Genomic DNA, 25654 nt, shown 5'->3' with positions numbered 1-25654 from the left:
ATTCAGAGCATACTAAGCCAAGAAACTCCAATATCGGAGGATTTTACGTATGCCAAATCAGAATAAAAGTTGTCCAGTTACTCATGTGTCCTCTAACTTGAGGGATAATGTAAACCATATTGAAAGCTCCTTTGGAAACAGCGGAGATTTAATCATTAAAGAGCTATTATGGATGCAAAAATGGCCAGCGGCTTTGTTTTATATCAATGGTCTGATTAACACTCAATTACTCCATGATTCCGTTCTGCGTTCATTAATGCGGGAAAACGAACATCATGTACCAGAGGGCGCGGAACCATTCGACTATTTAAAGGATCAAGTATTGATTGCTGGTAACTCAGGTAGTTTGGAGGAAATGGATATTACTGGTGTTTACTGTACTATCGGGAATAGAGGCTTTTAGTCGCGTTAGTGAGATGCTGTTATCTGTACATGTATTCATTTTCTGTGGCAACGGCTTGTTCATTCCGCTTATATTATGGGGTATTTACCTTTGCCAGCAAAAGTGGAAGCATCGGCAAAACACATCTGGAAATTAACAAAAACCTTTTGAAACCCATGCGCCTGAAAGCACGATCCGGTTTCAAAAGGTTTTCTTTGGTTCTTCACTTACGCCATATCCTGAATGTATGCCAGCGCAGCATCAATATGTCCTTTTACTCTTAAACCACGCCATTCATGAATTAGGATACCATTTTCATCAATAAGGAACGTAGACCGAACTATGCCCATATACTGCTTGCCGTACATCTGTTTTTGCTGCCATACACCATACGTCTCAGCCACCTGATGCTCTTCATCAGATAACAACTGAAAAGGGAGTCCGTACTTTGCAATAAACTTGTCATGCTGTTTGAGTGGATCAGGACTTATCCCCAGAATCACCGTGTTCAAGTCTTCAAACTCCGTATGTTTATCCCGAAAATCACAAGCCTGGGTCGAGCAACTAGAGGTCAAATCCTTGGGATAGAAATACAACAATACCCTACTGCCTCGATAATCAGACAGCTTGACACGCTTTCCCTCACTCCCAGGCAATTCAAAATCCGGTGCCTCTTGCCCAATAATGGTAGATGTCGTGGACATCTCATCATCTCCTATCTTGTGGGAGTTCTTATGTGATCCGCCCTATGAGCCTGCCCCTCTGTAACGGCGAACTCCCCAGTTCCATGCCAGTAAACCCAAAGTCAGAAAGACAATTCCCATCACAGGAGTTAACAGGGCCATATGGCGCATATCCTCTCGGTGAAGGAACAGGGAGGCTGGATATACACCAACAAAAGCAAAAGGCAGTATCCAAGTTAGCACAACCTGAATAGCACGGTTATAGATCGTCACTGGATAACGTCCGTAGCCCTGAATATTGTACATGAGCGGGATAATTCCTGTCGGCGCATCCGAAAAAAACGAAAGGGATGTCAATATGGTGTAGATGCCCGTATAGATCGCCACGGCACTTAGGCTCAAAATGATCAGCGCCGGTACGAACCACCACTCCATAGCCAAGTCCATCTGTGCCCCGCTGATTCCCATAATAATCAGGCCAATCACAGAACCCACCAGCGCAGGCGGATCCACATTTTCAAGGAAAATCTGGAACAGATTATACGCGGGACGGGTCATTACCCGGTCGAGTTCACCTTTCACAATGTAACGCTCGCTAAAGTTCCAAAGATTTACAAAACAACTGAATAGTCCGTATGGAACCATGAAAAATCCATAAACGAACACGACTTCATTTTCACTCCAGCCGCCCAAACTGTCTGTATGCATAAAAATAACCAGGATAAAAATAAGATTTGTGGCCTGAAACAGCAGGTCTGAAATCACTTCTACCCAAAAGTCGGCCCGATAGGTGAGCCGTGACTTCATGTAATTTTTTAAATATTCGCTAATGAGACCCAAATAGTACATCATCGGCTTACCCTCCCTGCACGAACAGACGTCTGCGCGCCAGTCGCCAAATGATGATCATCGGCACGAGCAGAACGACCAGCCAAATGATTTGGATACCCAGTACATTCCAGATGCCAACGCCTTTTACACGTCCCGTAAATACAGAGCCCGGCAAATAGGTAATCGCCTGAAACGGCATCCATTGGGCGATCGTCGCCAGCCAGCCTGGAAACAAACTGATTGGCAAAATCAACCCAGAAAACAGATCTACAACTACGCGCTTCATACGCATCATGCCCTCATTATTTTCGATAAAAAAGGCCGTTAACCCCGTAATAATATTGATCTGAGTGTTGATCATAAAGCTAAAAAACAGCATGACCAGAAAACCAACCCAGGCTACCGGATCCGTGGGAAGCTTTACCGGAAATAGCAGCATCGCAATCGCCATGCCTGGAATCATAAACAGCAGAAAACGGAACATTCCCTCGCCGAGTCCTTGCATAAATTTAACAAGTACATAGTTATAAGGTCGGATCATCTGAATTGCAATGCTTCCATCACGTATATCCGTCGAGATTTCACGATCCAGATTGTTAAAATAAAAGGCTCTCGCCATCCACGATACTGCTACATACGTCGTCATCTGAGCAGCGGTAAAACCTCCAATGCTACCCGCATCGCCATATATCGCTTTGTATGTGAAATAATATACGCCAATATTCATGCAATAAATAAGGATTCCTGAATAATAGTTCACACGATACGCAAGCATCGTGAGAAATCGGATACGAATAAAATCGGTGTATACGCTAAGCATGAACTTTGGCCTCCACTATCGGATTGCCCTGGCGTTCAGCCGAACCAGACTGATAGATACTGCGGACGATATCATCCGTGTTGGTTTCAATGATTTTGATATCCGTAATATCCGTGCGACCGACTACGCAAGCGAGAACATCCGATACATTAATATGAAGAGGAATCCATACTTTGGCAGCCAAATCATTATCCATCGTCCAAGCCAGTGGCATATCAGCAGTCCATGCCTGTAATTGTTCCAACTGGGTCGATGTGCCGAACTGGAACCGCACTTCTCGACCTGTCCCCCAACGCGCCTTCAGATCCTCCAGACCACCATCATAAATGATATTTCCATCATCCAGCATAATGACGCGCGAGCACAGCGCTTCAATATCCTGCAAATCATGGGTTGTCAGCAAAATAGTCGTACCATAATCCCGATTCATGTCCTTTAGAAACTCGCGGATTTCGGACTTTACCATAATATCGAGCCCAATGGTCGGCTCGTCCAGAAAAACAATGGACGGATTGTGCAGCAAGGCTGCTACTAACTCACAGCGCATCCGTTGCCCGAGACTAAGCTTGCGTACCGGGCGGCTTAGCAGATCCTGCAATTGCAGTCTCTCTACCAGCTCATCCAGCCTGCGTTTGAAGTCCGTAGCCGGAACCTGATATACTTTCCGCAGGAGTTGAAAAGACTCGATCACACCGATGTCCCACCAAAGCTGGCTGCGCTGACCGAAAACAACACCAATGTTGCCTACAAATTTCTCGCGTTCCTCATAGGGAACATAACCGCCTACCTTGAGATGTCCCGATGTCGGCACGAGAATGCCTGTCAGCATCTTAATCGTGGTGGACTTTCCGGCGCCGTTCTCACCGATATAACCGCATATTTCTCCTTGCGGAATACGGAAGGATATATCTTTGACCGCGGCTACCTCGTTGTATTCGCGGGCGAATAAATCAAGGAAGGCACCTTTTAAGCCCTCGCGATTTTTTTGAACCTTAAATGTTTTGCGCAGATCCTGCACATCAATTGCCAGCATGTTATACCTCTCAATCAGGATTTGTAAAATCCATAGTTAAATTGATTGTGCTCCAAAAAGAAATTATAATGTAATGAACTGAAAAGCGAAAGGGAGAGCATCCATGACAAGCAGAACCAAAAGGACGATATGGTCGGTTCTAGCCGTGGTAATCGTCGCGATTGTCGGCTTTGCCGTGTACTATTTTACATCCATTTATAATCAGCTGGATAATCTGCATAAAGAAGGCGCTAACTCCCCCTTCAAAAATGTAAAGCAGGTCGATCAGGTTCGTACGCCAGAACCGCCCAAGTGGGAAGGTACCGATATGGTTAACATTTTGCTGATGGGTGTCGATGGGCGCGGTATCCAGAAAGGGGAAGTTCCCCGATCAGACAGTATGATGGTCGTATCGCTGGACCCCGTTAAGAAAAAAATCCACCTGTTCTCTATTTTGCGTGATACGTACGTGGATATTCCCGGCTATGGAAAAAATCGAATTAACACCGCCATTACTCACGGACCCAACACAGCCATGAAGACGGCTGGCGATCTGTTAGGCATCCCGGTGCAATATTATGTGTACACGGATTTCCAGGGCTTTATCAAACTGGTGGATGCCGTAGGCGGGATTGATTTTGAAGTGGAAAAGGATATGCATTATACAAGTAATGCGGATAAACATCAGTACGATATTGATTTGAAAAAGGGCATGCAGCATCTAGATGGCAACACGGCGCTTCAATATGTGCGGTTCCGCCACGATGCAATGTCCGACTTCTCCCGATCAGGACGGCAACGCGCATTTTTGGAGGCAATAGCCCAGAAAATGCAGACCACGACTTCCATCGCTAACTTGCCGAATATTTTAGAGCAGGTTAACCCGTTCATTGACACGAATCTCAGTGTTAACGATATGTGGAAGCTGGCAAATGTGGGGTACCAAAGCAACTTTGCCGGCAGCGAACAGGTTCCACCGATGAAGATGCTCGGAGAAGAGAATGTGGGCGGCGCGGCAGTTCTTACTGTCCGCGATCCGGAAGAACTGAAAACGTATGTGCAGGATATATTTAATAATCCACCCGCACAAACACAGGAACAAAATAAGGATCAAAACGAAACGAAACAGCCAGACAGTGCATCGTCTACCAAGAAGGATAAAGCTTCTTTTACAGGGGGCAGTAAAACCAGTAATGAGGATGCTTCCACACAATCAACAACAAAGACGGGACAAAAAGAGCTATAATGATGTATGCAGGGGCAGCCGTGAACGCTGCCCTTTGGCGTGTGTATACCCTATTTTAATGAACGGAAAGGAAGTTTTTGATGATGAAACGGGAAAACTCCGAAGCACTATATAAAGAAGCCCTGGAGCATATTGTCGGGGGCGTTAACAGCCCTTCACGCTCCTTTAAAGCTGTGGGCGGCGGCGCTCCAGTATTCATGAAACGCGCTAAAGGTGCTCATTTCTGGGATGAGGATGATAATCGGTATATCGACTATTTGGCGGCTTATGGCCCTATTATTACTGGACATGCCCATCCCCATATTACTAAGGCTATCAGCGAAGCGGCCGCGAACGGCGTATTATACGGAACCTCAACGGTATTGGAAATCAAACTGGCCAAGATGCTGAAGGAAGCAATTCCTTCTATGGACAAGGTCCGGTTTGTGAATTCTGGCACAGAAGCGGTTATGACAACGATTCGTGTTGCACGGGCCTATACTGGGCGGAACAAGATCATCAAATTTGCCGGCTGCTACCACGGTCACTCGGATCTGGTACTTGTTGCCGCAGGCTCCGGCCCTTCCACGCTAGGCATACCTGACAGTGCAGGCATTACGACCAACATTGCGAGCGAGGTTATTACCGTACCATTCAATGATCTCGACGCGTTACGCCAAGCCTTGGAGCGTTGGAGCGACGATGTGGCGGCAGTCATGGTCGAGCCCATTGTCGGTAATTTTGGCATGGTCATGCCGCAACCCGGTTATTTGGAAGGGTTGTGCTCCATGGCGCGTGTGAACGGCTCACTCGTCATTTATGACGAGGTCATTACCGCATTCCGATTCCACTTCGGTTCCACCCAAACGTATGCAGGTTTGGACAACCATGATGCGATTCAGCCAGATTTGACCGCGCTGGGCAAAATCATGGGCGGTGGTCTGCCGATTGGTGCCTACGGCGGCAGCAAGCACATCATGGAGCAGGTTGCCCCACTCGGCCCGGCTTATCAGGCGGGTACGATGGCGGGCAACCCGGCGTCCATCTCGTCAGGCATCGCCTGCCTTGAAGTCCTTCAAGGGGAAGGCGTGTATGAAGAGATGGAACGTCTGGCTGTGAGGCTGACGGACGGTATCCAGTCCTCTGCCGAACGCTACGGCGTGCCATTGACGATCAACCGAATTCGTGGAGCGTTCTCGACGCATTTCTGTGATCATCCGATCACGAATTACGCGCAGGCGCAGGATACGGATAGCGAAGCGTTTGCATCCTTCTTCCGTCACATGCTGGATCGCGGTATTCATCTGGCACCATCCAAGTACGAAGCCTGGTTTCTCACAACAGCGCATACGGATGAAGACGTGGATACTACGCTGGAAGCGGCGGACGATTCGTTCCGGGCGATGTCACAAGGTAAGTAAACTAAACAGTAAGTTGATAAAATATGAATAGGATAAGAGCTGGAAGTAGTCTTAGGGATGGGTATCCGACCTCTGGGACTTCGTTCCGGCTTTTTTTCATTTCACAACTGTACCCGTACAGTTGCAGATTTTATGGATTGTATCAAGTTATGCCATCCGGGTATATTGAGAGAACCACAGGTTAAGGTCATTATTACGGAGGTTTATTATGAACAGTCGTTCCAGAAATGGAGCCGCCTATCTGGCAGCTCTCAGCTATGCAGCTATACTTGGATTTTCATTTTTATTTGTAAAATTGACAGTCACAGAGGCGAGCCCGCTGGATGTGATCGCCCACCGCTTTGCGCTGTCTTTTATCGCTTTGACCATTCCCGTGTTGCTCGGTTGGATCAAGATCAACATCAAGATGCGTGACATTCTGCGCATTTTACCACTGGCGCTGCTCTCGCCATTAGTGTATTTTCCACTGCAAGCCTTCGGGCTGATGAGCACTTCTTCATCGGAAGGTGGAATTATCCAAGCAACCGTTCCCATCTTTACGCTGCTGTTAGCTTCCTATTTTATTAAAGAGCGTACAACGGTAGTCCAGAAGATTTCCTTACTGCTCTCTGTCTTTGGCGTGGTTTTTATATTTGTGATGAAAAGCGGAGCACCGCTAGCATCCAATAGCTATGGCGGTATTCTTCTGCTCGTGCTTTCTGCGATATGCCTATCTGGCTATAATGTGCTGGCACGACCATTAACACAAAAGTACAACCCAATGGAATTGACCTACGTTACCTCTATTTTGGGATGTATCGTTTTTAACGTGGTGGCACTGGGATATCATGCCATAGACGGCTCCATGAGCGCCTATACCGCTCCACTGGTGAAGCCTGGTTATTGGATGGCACTGATTTATCTAGGCATTCTGTCTACCCTCGTCACCTCGCTGTTATCGAGCTTTGCCTTGAAGTGGATCGAAGCCTCCAAAATGAGTGTGATCGGCAATTTATCCACCCTCATTTCCATGATTGCCGGTGCTTACATTTTGAAGGAGCAGCTCGCCTACTATCACATTATTGGGGCTGTGATGATCATTATCGGCGTGTTGGGTACCAATTTCGGAGGACGAAAAAACTTCACGCCAATCAAAACAACTTCGGCAAAATCACAAAAAACGGGCTAAAAATAGACACTCATTTGCCTGCAAAAAAAGAAATCTCCAAGCTGCGCAATTCCAGCCGAGAGATTTCTTTTTTCATTTCTTAGTCTTCGTCGCATTAGATAGGGTACGCCATGACACTCATTAACGCCAATTCCGGCTGTGTCGTGTCCAATCTGCTATATTGTACGATTATGGGCACATCGCTAGTGACCGTAATTGCGTAAGGAATACCTACCGGAATCTGCTCGCCGGATTTCTCCAACGAGGCTGTTCGGATATGACGGGTTCGTCTTCCTTCCACCACCTCGATCAATCCCTCCAATGGCTCGCGGTCTTCAAAATAGATGTCTATACTCAGATTTGCCACACGGCTCCCACAATTCAGCACGCATATACTCTCATGACTGAGCAGCTCACCCCGGCTTTCCGGTGGAATATACCCATCGGGGATGACCCAGAATAGGCTGCCTCGCGGCTGATTAGCTACTTTTTCATGAGAAAGCTCCTGAGAAAGTTCAGTATCTCCCATGCTATCGGCCTCCTTTGACCTATGAATACTTTCGTTTCCCTATGTCCCTTCTTCTAGCCGTACGGATTCTCCTTGGTACGCAACAGTTGGGCCAGAAAAGCAAGCGCCAATCCCTGACCCCATCCCTGAATGCGTTTATATGGAACGTTTCGATAGCCGTCAATATCGTTCATCACAGCAGTTCCCGCGGATACACCCGTTACTGTGCCGTCGTCCTTAATGCGGGAAAGAATACCTTCGATCGCCTTTTGGGTGTATTTGTTAAACAATCTTCCTTGCATAAGCAAGGCGGTCGCAATTCCTGCCGAGCCCGAGGTTTCCAGATAAGAGGTATCATCGTTCAGCACCGTATGCCACAGCCCTTCTGGGGATTGCAGCCGCACCAGTGCATTGAGCTGGTCACGCAGCGAGCCGTCGATGATCATATAAGATGGATGCTGCACCTCCACAAGTTTCAGCGCTTTTGCCATCGTGAGGGCTGCCCATGAATTGCCGCGCGCCCAATATATTCCTGACATCCGGCTTTGATTCGCATGATCCCATCCGTGATAATACAGATTCGTATCCGGGTCCTGCAAAAATTCTTCATGCCCGTGATATTGACGAATTCCATCCTCCCAATACTCCTTGTTGCCTAACAGATGACCAATACGCAGCAAATAATAACCGGCCATAAACATCGTATCCACCCATGCTTGCTGCGGAAATACATCATGAAGTGAATTCACCGTATGCTGGAAAATGCCGTCGGCAAACCGCTCCGCTTTTTTGGCCAAAAATTCTGCCATCTCGATGGCAATATCAAGGTATTTTTGCTCACCTGTGGCCTGATAAAGCGTCAACAAACAGTGCCCGACAGAAACGCCGTTCACCGAGAGAGACGGAAGCCCATCCTCGATATTTTCGTCTACCCATTCTTTTAGCTTGGTCAGATACTTTTCGTTCCCTGTCGCTTCATACGCTTCGCATACTCCGTAAAAGGCTACTCCGCCCGGCCAATCCCAGCTGTAGTGCATTTGAAAGGTGCGTTCTACTACCCGGTCGATCACCTGCTTAACTTGTTCTTCATCAAAAATCAATGCAGGCATTTCCACGTCTCCCCCTTTGGTAAGTTTCACGTGAGTTACCTCCTTGACGCCCGTACATGAAAAGGTCGTCCTTCAACGTAAATACATGCGCAGCGGTTGCAAATCCAGTTCCTTCACAGCATCCACCACCATGTCTGCAATACGAACCGCGCCATTCTCATGAAAATGCGTGTTATCCTCTAAGCCGCCGGAAAAGTTCATGTATTCACCAGGCAGCAACCACATAAAAAGCTCTTTACTCTCTTCGGGACCCAGCTGCTCATATAACTCCTGCGTGCGGGCAGACAAATCAATCAGCGGTACATTCGCTTCTTCCGCCAGCTCACGAACCGCTGTTACATAGTCACCATGTGTGTCAGATAGCGTACCATCCTCGCTAAAATAGCGACGATGTACGGGCGTGACCAGTACCGGGGTTGCCCCATGGCTTCTTGCGCCGTCGATATAGAGGCGAAGATGCTCCTTGTAGGTTGTAAAAGGCTCTGTAGCCCGCTCCGGATCAGGCTTCTGATCATTATGACCGAACTGGATGAACAGGAAATCTCCTGCCTTTATTTCGCCCAAAATGACACCCAGCCGTCCTTCGTCCATGAAGCTTTTGGAGCTTCGCCCCGATACGGCATGATTATCCACGCAGACATCATGCTTGAACAAGGCGGGCAAAGCCTGACCCCAGCCTGTATACGGATAGCCGGATGCGTCCTGATCCGTAACCGTGGAATCTCCGGCTAGGAATAGCCGGAGGGTCTGTGGCGCTGGTGCAATCTCCAGCGCATTGAGCCTTGGCGCGGTGCCTGATACAGTGAGGCGCAGTTTGCCACCCCAGACAGGCACCGCAAACAGTGCTTCGGTGAACTGCCCTGGCAGCGTGTGCACTGGGGGAAGCATGTGCTTGCCTTCACCAGCCTTGAGTCGCGTGAGCGTTTCCGCCTGCGAATCGCCGACCAGTATAGTGACAAGATACAGCCCGTCTGGCACATCTACAACAAATGCAGCGTTTAGTGGAATACAAAAGCTGCTTCGCAGCCGCGTGCGTGCATCCTTGGCTGCACTCTGCCTTTTCCGACCGTACACATGCTCCGTAGTCTCAAAGCCATAGCCCTGTTCAGTTGTATATAAGCAATCCGAAGACACTCCCTTGTAGCCATCCGCAGGCTCCCCCGGACCAAAATCAAACTTCCACAATTTACTCACCTCTCAGCCATCGCCCTCAAATCCCGTCCATTCAATCGTACAATCCCGGATGCCTTCCATTTCCACTCGTAAGCTTCATGTCCCCACGCTATGGATTTTGGATCTTACCCCTTCAAACCACTCGTACTCATTCCTTCTACAATTTGCTTCTGGAATGCGAAGAATACAGCGATAACTGGAAGCAGGCTTAGGATAGACATCGCGAACATTCCTCCCCAGTTGGAAGCCGACTCGCTGTCGAGGAACATCTTGAGTGCAATAGATACGGTATATTTCTCTGGCGAATTCAGATACAGTACCGGACCAAGCAAATCCTCCCACTTCCAGTAGAAAGAGAAGATTGCCGCTGTAGCCAACGACGATTTAAGTAAGGGTAAAATAATTCTGAAATACAGCCGGAACTTGCCGCATCCGTCAATCGTCGCCGCCTCATCCAACTCTGCTGGAATCGTCCGTATAAACTGCACCATCAGAAAGATGAAGAACGGCATCCCGAAGAAGGAGGGTACCACTAACGGTAAGATCGTATTGATCCAACCGAGCTTGGTGAAAATAATATATTGCGGTACCAGTACCACATCCCCTGGTAGCATAAGCGTCACCATCATCAAAGCAAACCACAAGTTACGCCCTTTGAATTTCAAGCGTGCGAAGCCAAATGCGATCAATGAGGAGGAAAGCACAGCTCCAATCGTTGAAATCACCACGATCGTGAGCGAGTTCAGAATGTACGTGCCAAAGTTGTAGCCAGTCGTCCCTTTCCAACCTGTTACATAGTTTTGCCAGATCCATTCTGTAGGGAAAAGCGAGGATGCCGTGACGAATATCGTCCGACTTTCTTTAAACGAGCTGAACAGCATCCAAAAAACGGGATAAAGCATCAGGAGCGCCAGTGCAGCAACCAGTATGTGATAAATTGGCCATTTGACCGTTTTCCATGCCATCAGTATCAGCGCCCCTTTTCCGTTTCATAAAATACCCAGTATCTGGAGGTTATAAATAAAATCGCTGTCAGTATCCCAATCATAATGAGCATGACCCAAGCCATGGCTGCCGCATATCCCATGTTGCTGAACATAAACGCCTGCCGGAACAGATACAGTGAATGCAGCATCGTTCCATCCATCGGGCCTCCTTCGCCCTTAGAAATAACATAAGCCGGGACGAAGGTCATAAAGGCGCTGATCGTCTGCATAATCAGATTAAATAGAATAATGGGGCTAAGCAACGGCAGCGTAATACTGAAAAATTTTCGTACTGGCTTAGCGCCATCTACACTGGACGCCTCGTACAATTCAACAGGAATGTTCTTCAAACCTGCCAGAAAAATTAGCATGGAGGAGCCAAATTGCCATACGGACAGGGTGATCAGCATCGTAAGCGAAGCATCCGGATCACCAAACCATTTCACCGGGGTCGCCCCTAGAGTCGAAAGCAGGCTGTTCACTATGCCGTTATTACTGAAAATGTTCCGCCACATAATCGATACCGCAACGCTACCTCCGATAATGGATGGCAGATAGTACATCGTCCGATAGGTGCCGACCATGCGCGATTTGGTATTCAAAATCATAGCCACAAACAGCGCGAAAATCAGTCGCAACGGTACACCGACCAATACATACGTAAACGTGACCCTGATCGAATTCCAGTATTTCGGGTCGCCTGTGAACATCTTTTCGAAGTTACCCAGACCAATCCATTTGGGCGGGGTGAACAGGTTGTAGGTGGTAAAGGACAGATACAGCGAAATAAACATTGGAATTAACGTAAACGCCAGAAAGCCCACAATAAAAGGGCTGATAAACGCATATCCGGTCATATTGGCTTTCAAGCTCTGATGATTTCGCAAGCTCATCAAGCCTCCCTTCTGTTGCATTTAAAGAATTAGTAAAACTTTATAATGTCAATAATTCGTTGTTATGAGAATAATATCGTGATGTCTGCAAAGGGTGCTTATGCAGTTGCTTCGTCGAATCAACCGTGCGCAATCATGTTTTGGACTACGCACGGTTAACTTAACGAAATGTTCCTTCGATCCTATCGATTCTTATGCTAAAACGTTGTCAGATATCCTAAAGGTCTCATTACGCTTATTATTGCTTGTTATTCGCAAGGATGGTATTCGCATCAGCCCGGAATTTGGTCGCTGCGTCTTCAGCCGTCATCTGTCCGAAATTGACCTGCTCAATATAATCGGTCAGAGTCGCAATCACTTCCGGCGATCCGACTGGTGGCGGCGGGCTCATTGGAGAAGCCTTCGGCTCCATGGAAGCTACAAATTCAAACACCTGCTTCGTAGGCTCGCTCAACTCTGGTGCAACAGCTTCCTTGATTTTGGCGGAAATCGGCACGCCCCGTTCGCCTTTAATCAATTTATTCGCTTCTACATCGTTCATCCAGAAATCAATAAACTTAGCGGCTTCATCCTTCACCTGTGAACGGGAAGCAACCGTCCAGTACATCGTAGGCTGCATATATACGCCTTTTTCCATATTCGGCCCAAACATCGGAGCCAGTGCCATTGGGCGGTTAACGACCTGCTGTAAGCCCACATACTGATTGGACCACTGCCAAATACCGATGCCTGTTCCTTTTACGATATCGGATTCCTCAAGAATCCCCTTGGTCTGGTTCATGATTTCAGGAGGCGGGGTCGCTCCCTTCTTAATCAGATCAGCCAATCCGCTGAAGAAGTCAACAAACAGCTTATCGTCGTCATACCCCAATCCTGTTCCTTCCGCATTGTAGAGAGTCTTTCCTTGAGTACGCAAATAGTAGTGGAAGAAAATATCGGCAGCCATCGAGCTGTCAAAGTATACTTTATTGGAACCAGCCTTTAAAGCCATTTCTTTGTATTGATCCCATGTCCAGTTGTCAGGAATTTTGTCTATACCCGCCTTCTTGAGCAACGCCGGATCATACTGGAAACCCAGAACATTAACACCGGTTGGGATACCATATTGCTTTCCAGCAATTACGCCGGTTTTGAGTACATTTTCGGTCACATCAGCAACCTGAATTTTTTGATTCAAGTAGGGCGCGAGATCCTCCAGTTGACCATTTTTCGCATATTGGCTAATGTACGAAATGTCCATTTGCACGATATCCGGCAACTGATTAGCCGCAGCCTGCGGAGCGAGTTTTTTCCAATAGTCATCGAAAGAGGCATATTCCACATCAATCGTTACATTTGGATTTTTCTGCTTATACAAATCAACGACCTTTTGCGTGTATTCATGACGCGTATCCGATCCCCACCAAGCGATACGTAACTTTACTTTCCCGTCTGCACTTGTGCCCGAATTGCCGCCGCCCGCTCCGCTACATGCCGTCGTCAAAACGAGCAGCATAGCTATGATCAGAAACCATCCCTTTTTGCCCACCTATCTCTCCCCTTTTCGCTGTTCTAGAAAGGAGCCAAATTACGAGTGACAACGTATTTCCGCAATTTTGATAGCGTTTACATTAGCTCCTGTTGTTATTTTCCCAAAAGCCGAGAAACATTGGAATACACAAATCAGGTTTCCTAGGTTTAAAAAACAGTGGGACTCCATACGCTCATCCCCGTTCATGTGATTTAATGTACTCGGAAGGCGTCATACCCGCCCACTTTTTGAACACCTGGCTAAAATATTGTGCGTTCCCACCGAAGCCGAACCATTCCGCCAGCTCAAACACCTTCACGTCTCCCGTCTCCCGAATATGCTCAGCTGCACGTTCGATCCGATAACGATTGACGTAGTGTGAGAAGTTTTCGCCCGTCACCTTTTTGAATATCTTCCCTAAGTAGTCGGAATTCATATACAGCATTTGACCTGCCACTCCGTTCAGCGACAGATCCGATTTTCTGTAGTTTTGCTCAATAATAGTGATCATTTTATCAACGGTGGAAGATTGGCGATACACATTACTTTTATAATAGATTGCGGTCATTCGTTCGGCAGCTTCCTGTACAAAAGATTTGAGACATGCCAGCGTTTTTTGCTCTGCCAGCACCACCATTCGGCTCGTAAACGCCGCACGCTCTTCTTCGGGGCATATACGGATCATAGCGGCATAGAGCTGAAGCACATAGGAGCGGGTCACGGAAATTTCCAGCTTCATACGGGACAGAATACCGAACAACCGATCCACTTCCTGTGCAACCTCCACCGTATTTCCAGCCTTGATCAGCAGACCGAACTTCTCCTCGTCCAGCTCCAAATCTGCCATCTCCCGGGTATCCTCAGCCGCTAAATCCTCCTTCGTAATCAGACTGCCCTCCCCGGTGTAAAAACGGTGATTCATACAATGCAGTGTCTCCCGATACATCCCCCGTGAATGCTGCATACTATCCGACTCACTAACTGCGACCGTTACCTCCAGCTTGTAAAAGCGATGAAATGTCGCACGTACCGCTTCAATCTGTTTCATAAACCGTGACGTGTCATCCTCACTTTCCAGCACGATGAGCAATTGCCCCTGCATGGTCGTACTGAGCAAGACATCATCCATCAAATCTGCCGCTATATTTTGCAATGCAAACAAATGCTCCGGCTCATGTGATTCCTCCACCCGCAGCAGTAGCATTCGAACCTGCTTATCTTGCAATTCAAGTCCGAATAACCGCTCATAAAATGCGATATCGCGGCTACCGTAAGTTTTATAGGAAATAAACTCCTTCAAAAAGTGTTCCTTCACATGAGGCAGCATACGCTGAAAATCTAGCTTCATCCGGTTTACAAACTGCTTGCGTTCTTCCTGCTCCTCCCGCTCCTGCCCCAACTCGGTCAGAGCCTCATGAATTTGCCGCTCATTGCATGGCTTCAACAAGTAGTGCTTCACCCCGTATTGCATGGCCCGACAGGCATAGTCGAAATCTTTGTAACCAGACAACAGAATGAAACGAACGTCTGGAAAGTGCTCCGTCGTTTTGGCAACCAGTCCGATGCCGTCCAATCCAGGCATAGAGATGTCGCTAATCACAAAGTCAGGCGGGCTGGCCTGAATCTGATCATAAGCCTCAATCCCGTTACGTGCCGTACCCACCAATCTCGTTCCCGCTTTACCCCAATCAACCACCTGCGATATGCCTTCCAAAATCATACGCTCATCATCAACCAGTAGCACCTTGTACACGACCCTGATCCCCTTTCACATATGGAATACAGACATGAATCGACGTTCCTGTTCCTGACTCGCTATGCAGCTCTATCCCCCAAGGTGTACCAAATGTCAGGTTAATCCGTTCTTGAATATTCGTAAGTCCAATGCCCTGCCCACGAGTCGTGACCTGCCCGCTCCGCAGTTTTTCCAAGAAATCCGGCGTCATTCCCGGTCCGTCATCTTCAACTCGCAGAAATAGAGCCCCCTCGCTTTCTCTCGCAATAATAGCAATCCGACAGGGTTCAATTCGCGGCTCCAACGCATAATGGATGGCATTCTCCACCAAAGGCTGAAGCGTTAGCTTCGGAATTTGCGCATCCATCAGTTCTTCCGGGACATCCAGATGGAAAACGAGACGTTCATCAAAACGTGTTGTTTGGATCGTTACATAGCTCCTTACAATATCCAGTTCTTTTCGAAGCGGAATCAGCTGCTCTTCAAAACTGACCGCACTACGCAATAGAAAAGCAAGTGCTTCCACCATCTCTGAAATCCGATCCTGCTTATTGGCCTTGGCGAGCCAGTTCACGGATTCCAGCGTGTTGTATAAAAAATGTGGATTAATCTGTGCTTGTAGTGCCTTTAGCTCTGTTTCCCTCAGTAATAGCTGCTTGGCAACATTTTCATTAATGAGCTCACGAATGCGGCGAATCATTTTCTTATATGTCCGATGTAGCAAGCCTACCTCGTCCTGTGTGGAAAGGGGGACCGCGCCAAGTGCTTCTTCTTCCAAACGGTCGAGATCGCCTTTTTCTATTTTACGCATGTTCTGGATTAGTTGAACGATCGGTTTGGTAATGCTGCCTGACAACCTAGCTCCCAGTGCCAATGCAATAAGAAGCATAATTACAAAAATAGCGCTTACAACTTCTTTAATGATCGTAATGCTGCGAAACATATCATCGAAGGGGGTCATATGCAAATACGTCCAACCCGTATAAGAGGATTTGATTTGAGCAGCGAAAAAGGTTCCTCCTGAGTAGGTCGCAATCCCGTAAGGCTGCTTTCGGCCAAGCTCGGCCTGAATATCACTCTCACTCAATAGTGGTGTTTCGGGATAAATCATCCGCCTTCCATCTGTAATCATCAGTTGTCCGTCACGGCCGGAGGTTTGCACGCGGTCCGCTACAATCCGGTCAATTCGCACACGAATCGCAAGCGTTCCGAGCCCATTCAGCGTAAAATTGGAATCGGTAAAGGATTTGAACTGCCGAGCTGCCAGCAAGGAGGAATGGCCTGCCGCATACCATGCATTGGAACCGTCATGTTCGTCTGCCAGCTCCGACAGGGTGGATCGAAGTTCTTGGGGAATACCTTCGCGGTTGCCCGCACTCATGACCTGTCCCTCTTTATCGATCACTATCATAGAATAGACATAGGTCTCAGAGCCGGCAAAGGCGACGAGCCTATTCGTTATTTTTTTACGCAGCACCATTTTGGCATAAGGTGACGTTTCCTTTTCCAATTGCAGCAAATAACGTTGAAGCTGCTCGTCCGTTGTTACCTTGAAAGTAACTTTTTCCACATCCTTCAACTCATTTTCTATACCGATTGAAGAAATATTGAGTACTTCGGATGTTTTTTTGTACATTTGATTATCATAAATATGAAATACGTACTTAAGTATGACTGCAACTACTGCAAAATTAACCAGCATAAGCACCGTAATCAGTAGTACCATTTTATGATGGATTCCAGCATTTTTGTAAGCGCTTTTAAAGTAGGTAATCAGTGAATGTCGCCTCCTTTATAACATACAAAATACCCCATGCCTTGGTCATTCGGCAAGAGGTATTTGTATTTGCTTAGCGTTGATCGGATGGTTTCGATTTGTCCGCCTTGCTCATATATTCGTCGTATCGGTCATCAAGTTCACGTGCCATACTCCGGTATTTACGCGTCTCCTCAACAATGGGATCGATATGAGTCTGAACCCGCACCTCATATTTAGGGCTGAGCCGTTCCCGCTTTTTGGCCTCATTCTCACGAATTTCGCCTTCCGTCAGCAGTTCACTGAGCTGGCGTTCCAATTCTTCGGATTGGCTCATCGCGATTTCCTCCTTCAGGATGATGGTCTACGTAGAATTATAACCCGGTTGCGTCTGCTTCTTTCAGCACTTGAATAAGTTGAGAATGAATAGCTGTATTCGTAGCTGCAATATGCCGTACACTCAGGTCATAAGGTCTGCCCAATGTATCGGTGATGGTACCGCCTGATTCCTGTACCAGCAAAGCGCCCGCTGCTACATCCCACGCATTCAAACCAATTTCGCAATAAGCCGACAGCCGTCCTGACGCTACATAAGCCAGATGCAATGCTGCCGATCCCAGCGCCCGAATGCCACGTACTTGAGGTGTAAGAACCTGCGTAATTTTCATATTTAGCGGTTGTGCATACGTACGGTCCGGTGGGAAGCCGATGCAGACCAGACTATCTCCCAGTGTTTCTTCTCTCGAGGCTTGCATGCGATTGCCATGTACATACGCGCCTTTTCCTTTTTCCGCTACAAACATTTCATCACGGGACGGATCATAAATGACCCCGACAATCACCTCTCCACGATGGGCCAAGGCAATAGACACACTGTAATACGGCAGACTGTGTACAAAATTGGTAGTGCCATCTACCGGATCAATAATCCATAAATATTCCTCTTCACGGGCAGCCTCTAATGCGCGGGCCGAAGCTTCGGCTCCCGGCTCTACACTCTCTTCACCCAAAATAGCATGATCGGGAAAATGGGTCAGAATCAGTCTGCGAATCATCTGCTCTGCACCTTTATCTACCTCGGTCACTAGATCCGTAGGAGACTGTTTGGTATTCAAATGTTCAACAGTTCCCAGTCTGCTCTTAATCCATTCCCCGGCTTTGGATGCCGCGTTAATAGCCACGGCAGTATAGCTTTTTCCTGATACGATATAGGGAACCTTTTCGTTTTCATGTTCGTTCAACGTGTTCACTCTACTTTCTATATCATTGTTACGTGGTTTACGAAGCTGCCCTACAGCACAGTCTCTTAACCATCTCTGTTTCATTACAAGTTTGCTAGTTTACACATTCTAGTATACACAATAAACTGCATAAAGTTTCTCTAAATGGGAGCTTTATCCGCGAAATGCTACTTTCTAAGGCATAATTTCTACGGAAGCCCCATCCAGCACTTTAACCCCATTGTCTTCCTGAAGGCGCAGTTCATTCATCAATCCGAATAACGCTTCATCCTTAAGCTTGGCTTCAAGCATGACATCAATCCGATCCGTATATCCGGCAATATTGCGCAAAAAGGTAAGCAACGGCTCCACTAGAACACCCTCCGCATGGCCCCGGGGATCTTTTTCACTTTTGGGACTGGACGCATGGATTTTGGGCGGCAATGGATGATCAACAGAAGATCCGGCTTGGGCCAATTCCCCTTTCCAGGTATCCAAAATATCCGGCCATAGCTCCCACGGCTTTTCCCCCTCATTATTCACCCATTGATGATGAATATCGAGAACCATCGGCAACCCCGTCAATTTGCAAGCCTCCAGCGTTTCCACCGCATTGAACGTTTTATCATCATTTTCCAGCGTTAACCGTTCTCTTAACGAAAGATCCAGCGCACTAACCTGCTCTACAAAACGCTGGCCTGAGGTCACCTTATCTCCGTATGCACCACCAATATGAATGTTGTTCTTGGCTTCGGCACCGAGCCCCATGGCCTCCAGCATCGCTTTGTGGTACTTCAGATCATTAATGGAGCTCTCCAACACCTCAGGACGGGGAGTGCTTAACACTGTAAAATGGTCAGGGTGAAACGATACCCTCATCCTATTCGCCTTGACATAGTTCCCAACCTCTGCAAAGTCAGCAGCAAGCGCCTGAAAAGGGTCCCAATCCCGCAGATCCTGATGGGTCGCGAGCGGAATCAGCTTAGATGAGAAACGATAGACCTGGATATCACTCGCGCGATTATGGCGCAGCAGCCTCAAAGTATTATGGAGATTTTCGGCTGCTATCCGTTCTAGCTTGCGGATCGCAGCTTCTCGGTCTCCAATCTTGTTAAAGCTGCTCATTGTCATGGTTTTAGAGGGGGATGCATTTTGCACGGTAACCGACATGGCTACATAACCGAACCTTACGATCATAGGGTGTCTTCCTTTCAGCAGTCGCAGTAGATGGTAAGGCCGCTTTCGTTCTGTGACCTAAAACCCTTTTCTACTGATCATACCCGGAAAAGCACCTGCTGATTCGGTGTTATCGCACAAATTGCAAGAAGGAATCAGCTAGGATTGCTGCTGTGCTCCAAAAAACATTTCATCCGCCAATGCAGTCTGAATTCTCGCTTCCTCTTCATTCAGCTTACGAATGAGAATCATTTCAACTTCGGTCACTTCATCGCCCTGGAAATTAATTTCGGCGATACAGCCCACAATCTGCACGATGGCTACTGCCACGTTATCCACGCTGTAAGCGATGACCTTCTGGCCTGTCGGAAACACGCGCAGCCCGGATTTAACCATCTTGCCACGTCCGTATTCCAGCAGTTCGTAAAGTTCTTGTTCGCTCTTGAATTTGCACACTGAGTTAAATTCAGTTTGAAAGCCCATGTGTAGCCGCCACCTTTCATGATTAAGGGTTTAGTGTTGTGCTCAAAGATATGCCATTTATATGAACAAAAAGGAGAGTGATCAGCTCCCCTTTGTTTCGTTTATGAGTTCTCGTAGTGCAGTGCCGACCTGCGCTCATAACGCTCCAGTGCAAGGGCAATCATGCGGTCCAGCAGACTTGCATAGGATACGCCTGTTTCTCTCCACAGTAATGGATACATACTGAACGGTGTAAAACCAGGCATTGTATTCACTTCATTAATAAGGATATGTCCGTCCGAGCGTCTGACGAAGAAATCGGCACGGGAAATCCCGCAGCCTTCTAGAGCGCGGAATGCTTGCAATGCGGCTTCACGAATACGATCTGCCACTTCCTCATCCAACGGTGCCGGAATAAGCATTTCCGATTGGCCATCCGTATATTTGGCAGCGTAATCGTAATAATCACTCGCCGATACAATTTCACCCGGTACCGAGGCAATCGGCTCATCATTGCCCAGTACGCTGACCTCAATCTCACGGGCATCGACGTACTCCTCGACAATCACCTTTAGGTCAAATTGCAAAGCCAGATCTACAGCCTTTTCCAGCTCTTCTCGGTTGCTGGCTTTGGAAATACCGACACTTGATCCCAGATTGGCTGGTTTGACAAAGCAAGGATAACCTAGCTCGGTTTCCATGTTACGTACCAGATCATGACTGGTTTGGGCCCACTGTGTACTATTAAAATAACAGTATTTCACTTGCGGCAATCCTGCATGCTCAAACAGCTTCTTCATGACGCCTTTATCCATACCTGCTGCCGAAGCCAGCACTCCCGCACCGACATAAGGCATATCCGCCATTTCGAACAGACCCTGAATCGTTCCGTCCTCGCCAAAGGTACCGTGCAGCAACGGAAACAGCACATCCAGCGTCTGCTCTCCGTACAGCTTGCCGAACAATGTATCTAATGCCGCCTTGGTGCCACCCTCTGCGCGTTCCAGCTTCAATTGCTCTACAGAAGCCAGAGGAGCGCTTAATAGCGCCCCTCTACGCCAATCGCCAGCCTTCGTAATATAAAAAGGAATAATCTCGTATTTCTCATAGTTAAAAGCGTTCATTACCGCATACGCCGTTTGCAGCGAAACCTCATGTTCACCCGATTTGCCACCGTACACCAGCCCTACGGTCAATTTTTGATTTGCCATGCCTATCCTCCGCTTTCCTGCTTTCGTCATTGTGACTGATTTGCATCACTGTACCTGTTATCCATCATCTCATTTAAAAATAGTCGGCGATGTGATAAAAGCGATATACCGTGTTGTCGGTCCACGCATACGAATTTTTATAGTCCCAATAACGATGTCTGGAGCTTACCGTATGTGCATTGACTAGCGGCATGCCGCCCGCATCAAAGGCCGTGACCACCGTGCTGTGCTGGAAGGTTCCGTCACCATCCCAATCGTAAAAAATGACGTCCCCCAGCATGAGCTGCTCTGGGCGACTCACCTGCTCAGCGGTCAACCCCCATGAGCTGGAGCCCAAATACCGCTCTAGACTGTTGGAAACTGCCCAACTGTAGCTCCACAGCTCACGTCCGGCGACCCGTCCTTTATACCACCAGCCCGATTCTCTTTTACCAGTATAGTGGATCGGTGCTCCCCCTGCAAAGAGGCATTGCGAGATATAATTGGTGCAATCCACATCAAAACCTTCAAACTCCGGATTGAAGCTATCCCACCACTGATCTGCATAAGCCGCTGCTTCTTCGCGGCGATATCGGCTGGGACGTGCTGATGAACCGAAGCCCAGCACACCGCGATTCAGCAGCGGCAGATTTCCTCCTTGATTAAACGAAGCCTGTTCAAAAGGAACCTCTCCCCCCGCTGGCTTCCTTTCTGCCGGATCGCGCTCAATTCTCGCTACCTGCCAGGCTTCACCCTCGTGTGTGAACGTCAGACGCTCCCGTTCAATCCGATCCTCCCGGTGAGTCATCCCGCCCTTCTCATAAAAGAGTCGGACATGCAGTTGTACATCTACCACAGCCTCATCCGGGGTATCCTGCACCATTCGTAGCGGCTTGGCGCGTGTCTCGCTGCGTAGGGGAACAGCATCCCGTTCGTTGTACCACTGCTCCAATCTGGCAGCACGTGCTGCTCGTTCCATCCGCTGACCCACCTCCAGATACTCATCCGGCTGCGGTACACCATTCACTTCACTGCGATTGTATTGATTCACGTAAGCAAAAAGGGCCTGTTTCCATTCCCGCTCCCCCATCCCAATCCCTCCATATTCGTCCCGCTATCCTTTTCCGGGGATAACCGGAATGATGTATAACTTCCTTTCTTCCCTCTCTGGTCTGATATGCTCTCTATACTATAAGTATGAATCTCTAAAGCTTGGTATGAACATCGAAACTCGAGGGAGCGGAACGTTTTATTTTCCAATCTGCAACGCATCTTTTAGGCCAAAAAAACTTTACGGAACTGCCTGAAAACGGTATACTTAATCCAAAAGCAATCATTTTGAAATCATGTTTCATCTAATGAAACAAATTACATTGATCGCAACCTCTAACACGTAATGAACCACTGAAGATGTAATTGAGAACGCAACCAATTTAAACCAACTGTGCAAGACGTCGAAAAAACGACATCCCTATTTTCCCCCAAGCATCCACTTCAAGGAGGTAATACTTATGTCAGGAAAAGATCAATTCTCCATTGCCCGTAGTCTCGAAGTTAACGGTAAGCCTTATCGCTACTATAGTCTTAAGGCACTGGAGGAACAAGGAAAGAGCGGTATTGCCAAGCTACCTTTCTCCATTAAAGTGTTGCTGGAAGCTGCGGTTCGCCAATTTGACGGACGCGCCATTACAGAAGAACATGTGCAACAGCTGACAGGATGGGCTGAGGATCGTGACACCAACAAGGAGATTCCGTTCATTCCTGCACGCATCGTGCTACAGGATTTTACCGGCGTCCCGGTGGTTGTCGATTTGGCAGCTATGCGTGATACGGTGAAAAAAGCGGGCGGTGATCCGAAACAAATCAATCCGCTCGTTCCTGTCGATCTCGTTATCGACCACTCGGTCATGGTCGATGCTTTCGGTACCAGTGACGCGCTGGACTACAATATTAATGTAGAGTTTGAACGCAACGAGGAGCGGTACCGTTTTCTGCGTTGGGCGCAAACGGCGTTCAACAACTTCCGTGCTGTACCGCCGTCCACCGGTATCGTCCATCAGGTCAATCTGGAGTATCTCGCCTCCGTGGCCGCCACCAAAACTATTGACGGCGAAACGGTCGTCTTCCCGGATTCCCTCGTGGGAACAGACTCCCATACCACGATGATTAACGGCCTTGGTGTTGTTGGCTGGGGTGTCGGCGGGATTGAGGCAGAGGCGGGTATGCTGGGGCAACCGCTGTATTTTGTCACTCCCGATGTGATTGGCTTCAAGCTGACAGGCAGTCTGACGGAAGGCTCTACCGCCACCGATCTGGCGCTCACTGTAACGCAAATGCTGCGTAAAAAAGGCGTAGTCGGCAAATTCGTGGAATTTTACGGGCCTGGTCTGGCTAACATCAGCTTGGCTGACCGTGCGACAGTTGCCAACATGGCACCGGAATACGGCGCAACGATTGGCTTCTTCCCGGTCGATGCGGAAACGCTGGCCTACCTGCGCAGCACCGGACGTTCCGATGAGCAAGTAAGCCTTGTAGAGGAATATTACAAGGCGCAAGGCATGTTCCGCACATCCGATACGCCGGACCCTGTGTTCAGCGATACGATTGAGCTGGATCTGGCTTCGGTTGTACCGAGTCTCGCGGGACCCAAACGTCCGCAGGACCGTGTTGAGCTTAGCCGCATGAAAGAAACGTTTGAAGGCATTATCCGTACCCCGGTGGACAAGGGCGGCTATGGACTGAGCGATGAAAAAATCGCACAGAAGATTCCGCTGACCCATCCGGACGGCTCCACCAGCGAGTTGGGTACAGGAGCAGTCGTTATTGCAGCTATCACAAGCTGCACGAATACCTCCAATCCAAGCGTTATGCTCGGTGCGGGCTTGCTGGCCAAAAAAGCAGTGCAGCGCGGGCTCAAAAAGCCGGGCTATGTTAAAACAAGCTTGACACCAGGCTCCCTCGTCGTGACGGAGTACCTACAAAAAGCCGGATTAATCGGACCGCTCGAAGCCCTCGGCTTCCATGTGGCAGGTTACGGCTGCGCAACCTGTATCGGTAACTCCGGCCCACTTCCTGACGAAGTGAGTCAAGCCATCACAGACAATGATTTGACGGTTGGAGCAGTCATTTCCGGCAACCGGAACTTTGAAGGTCGTGTGCATGCGCAGGTCAAAGCCAATTATCTCGGCTCACCGCCACTGGTTGTCGCTTATGCGCTGGCAGGCACAGTGAACATTGATTTGGTGAATGATCCGCTCGGTTACGATCAGGACAATCAGCCTGTCTACTTGAAAGATATCTGGCCAACCTCCGAGGAGATCAAGGAAGCCATCAGCCTGTCTCTCAGCCCGGATATGTTCCGTCGTAAATATGCTAATGTATTTACTGCTAACGAAAAATGGAACTCCATTCCGGTTCCTGAAGGCGAACTATATGAATGGGATGAAAAATCAACTTATATTCAAAATCCACCATTCTTTGAAAAACTTCAGGATGGCGTGCAGGATATCAAGGAAATCCGTAATGCCCGTGTGCTTGCCCTGTTGAATGATTCGGTCACAACGGACCATATCTCACCAGCAGGCAACATTGCCCCTTCCAGCCCGGCAGGACTGTACTTGAAGGAGCATGGCGTGGAACGCAAGGACTTCAACTCCTACGGCTCCCGTCGCGGTAACCACGAGGTCATGATGCGCGGTACATTCGCCAACATCCGTATCCGCAACAATGTGGCTCCAGGCACCGAGGGCGGCGTGACCAAATACTTGCCAACGGATGAGGAAATGTCCATCTATGATGCGTCCATGAAATATCAGGCAGCCGATCAGAACCTGATCGTCATTGCTGGTAAGGAATACGGCACAGGCAGTTCCCGTGACTGGGCGGCCAAAGGTACGCTTTTGCTGGGTGTTAAGGCTGTCATTGCCGAAAGCTTCGAGCGGATTCACCGCAGTAACCTGGTCGGCATGGGTGTACTGCCTCTGCAATTCCAGGAAGGCTATGGCTGGTCCAGCTTGGGTCTGAACGGTCGTGAAACGTTTGACATTCTTGGCATCGACAATGACGTGAAGCCTGGTCAAGAGCTTACGGTTGTGGCTAAACGCGAGGATGGTACGAAGTTCGAATTCCCGGTAATTGCCCGTCTGGACAGCACTGTCGATATCGACTACTACCACAACGGTGGTATTCTGCAAACCGTATTGCGTCAAATGATCGAAAGCTAAGTTTATGAACTTCATATGTGAAGAACCCCCGTTTTGCAGATAAAGCTGCAATCGGGGGTATTTTTTTATTTATATAAACCGAACTTAAGAGTTACCTATAGCGCCACTGCGCAGTCGGATGGTGCTTCGCTTGTACAGCACTATTCCGCCTACTCCGTTTTGATGTTCATTTTTCAAGTTCATCTTATTTAT

The 25654-nt window shown here is 48.2% G+C and carries 23 protein-coding genes; 5 read left to right on the top strand and 18 right to left on the bottom strand.

All coding sequences use genetic code 11. The features are described 5' to 3' along the window. The first annotated feature begins 49 nt into the window (after positions 1–49). Entirely contained in the window at positions 50–403 is a 354-nt protein-coding gene (locus JOE49_RS09635) for a spore germination protein (protein WP_068939403.1), read from the top strand. Between the two features lie 206 nt (positions 404–609). On the opposite strand, the gene bcp is transcribed toward JOE49_RS09635, so the two are convergent. From bcp to JOE49_RS09615, 4 genes are read right to left on the bottom strand one after another with little or no spacing between them, the layout of a single operon-like run. Continuing rightward, positions 610–1086 (bottom strand): thioredoxin-dependent thiol peroxidase, encoded by a 477-nt coding sequence (gene bcp / locus JOE49_RS09630; protein WP_209940975.1) that lies wholly within the window; start codon positions 1084–1086, stop codon positions 610–612. Positions 1087–1128: 42 nt separating this feature from the next. Next, a complete protein-coding gene (locus tag JOE49_RS09625; RefSeq protein WP_028540996.1) occupies positions 1129–1917 on the bottom strand; it encodes an ABC transporter permease in 789 nt (262 codons plus the stop codon). A gap of 4 nt (positions 1918–1921) precedes the next feature. After that, the gene (locus JOE49_RS09620) at positions 1922–2716 is read right to left on the bottom strand and encodes an ABC transporter permease (RefSeq protein WP_053324641.1); all 795 of its coding nucleotides are present in this window, start codon (positions 2714–2716) and stop codon (positions 1922–1924) included. Further along, complete coding sequence (locus JOE49_RS09615) at positions 2709–3749, bottom strand: ABC transporter ATP-binding protein (RefSeq protein ID WP_023987023.1); 1041 nt, start codon at positions 3747–3749, stop codon at positions 2709–2711. Before JOE49_RS09615 ends, JOE49_RS09620 begins: the two co-directional genes overlap by 8 nt. 103 nt (positions 3750–3852) lie before the next feature. Here JOE49_RS09615 and JOE49_RS09610 point away from each other — a divergent pair, with 103 nt between their 5' ends. From JOE49_RS09610 to JOE49_RS09600, 3 genes are all read left to right on the top strand, one after another. Further along, positions 3853–4974 (top strand): LCP family protein, encoded by a 1122-nt coding sequence (locus JOE49_RS09610; protein ID WP_023987022.1) that lies wholly within the window; start codon positions 3853–3855, stop codon positions 4972–4974. Positions 4975–5057: 83 nt separating this feature from the next. After that, on the top strand, positions 5058–6374 hold the full coding sequence (locus JOE49_RS09605; protein ID WP_280922058.1) for a glutamate-1-semialdehyde 2,1-aminomutase: 1317 nt from the start codon (positions 5058–5060) through the stop codon (positions 6372–6374). Positions 6375–6582: 208 nt separating this feature from the next. Further along, on the top strand, positions 6583–7542 hold the full coding sequence (locus tag JOE49_RS09600; protein WP_071559300.1) for a DMT family transporter: 960 nt from the start codon (positions 6583–6585) through the stop codon (positions 7540–7542). A gap of 94 nt (positions 7543–7636) precedes the next feature. On the opposite strand, the gene JOE49_RS09595 is transcribed toward JOE49_RS09600, so the two are convergent. The 14 genes from JOE49_RS09595 to JOE49_RS09530 all read right to left on the bottom strand — a co-directional run bounded on the left by JOE49_RS09595 (position 7637) and on the right by JOE49_RS09530 (position 22329). Then, the gene (locus JOE49_RS09595; protein WP_023987019.1) at positions 7637–8050 is read right to left on the bottom strand and encodes a sensory rhodopsin transducer; all 414 of its coding nucleotides are present in this window, start codon (positions 8048–8050) and stop codon (positions 7637–7639) included. Between the two features lie 53 nt (positions 8051–8103). Continuing rightward, a complete protein-coding gene (locus JOE49_RS09590) occupies positions 8104–9138 on the bottom strand; it encodes a glycoside hydrolase family 88/105 protein (RefSeq protein WP_023987018.1) in 1035 nt (344 codons plus the stop codon). Between the two features lie 72 nt (positions 9139–9210). Beyond that, on the bottom strand, positions 9211–10323 hold the full coding sequence (locus tag JOE49_RS09585; protein WP_209943585.1) for a rhamnogalacturonan acetylesterase: 1113 nt from the start codon (positions 10321–10323) through the stop codon (positions 9211–9213). 113 nt (positions 10324–10436) lie between these two features. Further along, a complete protein-coding gene (locus JOE49_RS09580; RefSeq protein ID WP_023987016.1) occupies positions 10437–11276 on the bottom strand; it encodes a carbohydrate ABC transporter permease in 840 nt (279 codons plus the stop codon). 5 nt (positions 11277–11281) lie between these two features. Further along, a complete protein-coding gene (locus tag JOE49_RS09575) occupies positions 11282–12190 on the bottom strand; it encodes a carbohydrate ABC transporter permease (RefSeq protein WP_023987015.1) in 909 nt (302 codons plus the stop codon). A 238-nt stretch (positions 12191–12428) separates the two neighbouring features. Next, positions 12429–13718 carry an ABC transporter substrate-binding protein gene (locus tag JOE49_RS09570; RefSeq protein ID WP_028541002.1) on the bottom strand — a complete coding sequence of 430 codons (1290 nt, stop codon included), beginning with the start codon at positions 13716–13718 and terminating at the stop codon, positions 12429–12431. 175 nt (positions 13719–13893) lie between these two features. Further along, on the bottom strand, positions 13894–15453 hold the full coding sequence (locus JOE49_RS09565; RefSeq protein ID WP_023987013.1) for a response regulator transcription factor: 1560 nt from the start codon (positions 15451–15453) through the stop codon (positions 13894–13896). Beyond that, on the bottom strand, positions 15431–17161 hold the full coding sequence (locus JOE49_RS09560) for a sensor histidine kinase (RefSeq protein ID WP_023987012.1): 1731 nt from the start codon (positions 17159–17161) through the stop codon (positions 15431–15433). Before JOE49_RS09560 ends, JOE49_RS09565 begins: the two co-directional genes overlap by 23 nt. A gap of 124 nt (positions 17162–17285) precedes the next feature. Then, positions 17286–17528 carry a hypothetical protein gene (locus JOE49_RS09555; protein ID WP_023987011.1) on the bottom strand — a complete coding sequence of 81 codons (243 nt, stop codon included), beginning with the start codon at positions 17526–17528 and terminating at the stop codon, positions 17286–17288. Between the two features lie 37 nt (positions 17529–17565). Beyond that, positions 17566–18432 (bottom strand): inositol monophosphatase family protein, encoded by an 867-nt coding sequence (locus JOE49_RS09550; RefSeq protein WP_023987010.1) that lies wholly within the window; start codon positions 18430–18432, stop codon positions 17566–17568. A gap of 174 nt (positions 18433–18606) precedes the next feature. Then, positions 18607–19608 (bottom strand): UV DNA damage repair endonuclease UvsE, encoded by a 1002-nt coding sequence (gene uvsE, locus JOE49_RS09545; RefSeq protein WP_160789719.1) that lies wholly within the window; start codon positions 19606–19608, stop codon positions 18607–18609. 138 nt (positions 19609–19746) lie between these two features. Beyond that, positions 19747–20070, bottom strand: a complete 324-nt coding sequence (locus JOE49_RS09540) for a hypothetical protein (protein ID WP_023987008.1) — start codon at positions 20068–20070, stop codon at positions 19747–19749. Between the two features lie 101 nt (positions 20071–20171). Further along, on the bottom strand, positions 20172–21260 hold the full coding sequence (locus JOE49_RS09535; protein ID WP_068939418.1) for a D-alanine--D-alanine ligase: 1089 nt from the start codon (positions 21258–21260) through the stop codon (positions 20172–20174). Between the two features lie 73 nt (positions 21261–21333). Continuing rightward, positions 21334–22329 (bottom strand): amidase domain-containing protein, encoded by a 996-nt coding sequence (locus tag JOE49_RS09530; protein ID WP_209940973.1) that lies wholly within the window; start codon positions 22327–22329, stop codon positions 21334–21336. Between the two features lie 421 nt (positions 22330–22750). On the opposite strand from JOE49_RS09530, the gene acnA reads away from it, so the two are divergent. After that, the gene (gene acnA, locus JOE49_RS09525; protein WP_160789324.1) at positions 22751–25462 is read left to right on the top strand and encodes an aconitate hydratase AcnA; all 2712 of its coding nucleotides are present in this window, start codon (positions 22751–22753) and stop codon (positions 25460–25462) included. Positions 25463–25654: the final 192 nt, after the last annotated feature.

The organism is Paenibacillus sp. PvR133, assembly GCF_017833155.1.
Classification (GTDB): Bacteria; Bacillota; Bacilli; order Paenibacillales; family Paenibacillaceae; genus Paenibacillus; species Paenibacillus polymyxa_B.
The sequence above is the reverse complement of the archived record's forward strand: the minus strand, read 5'-3'. Positions and strand labels throughout refer to the sequence as shown.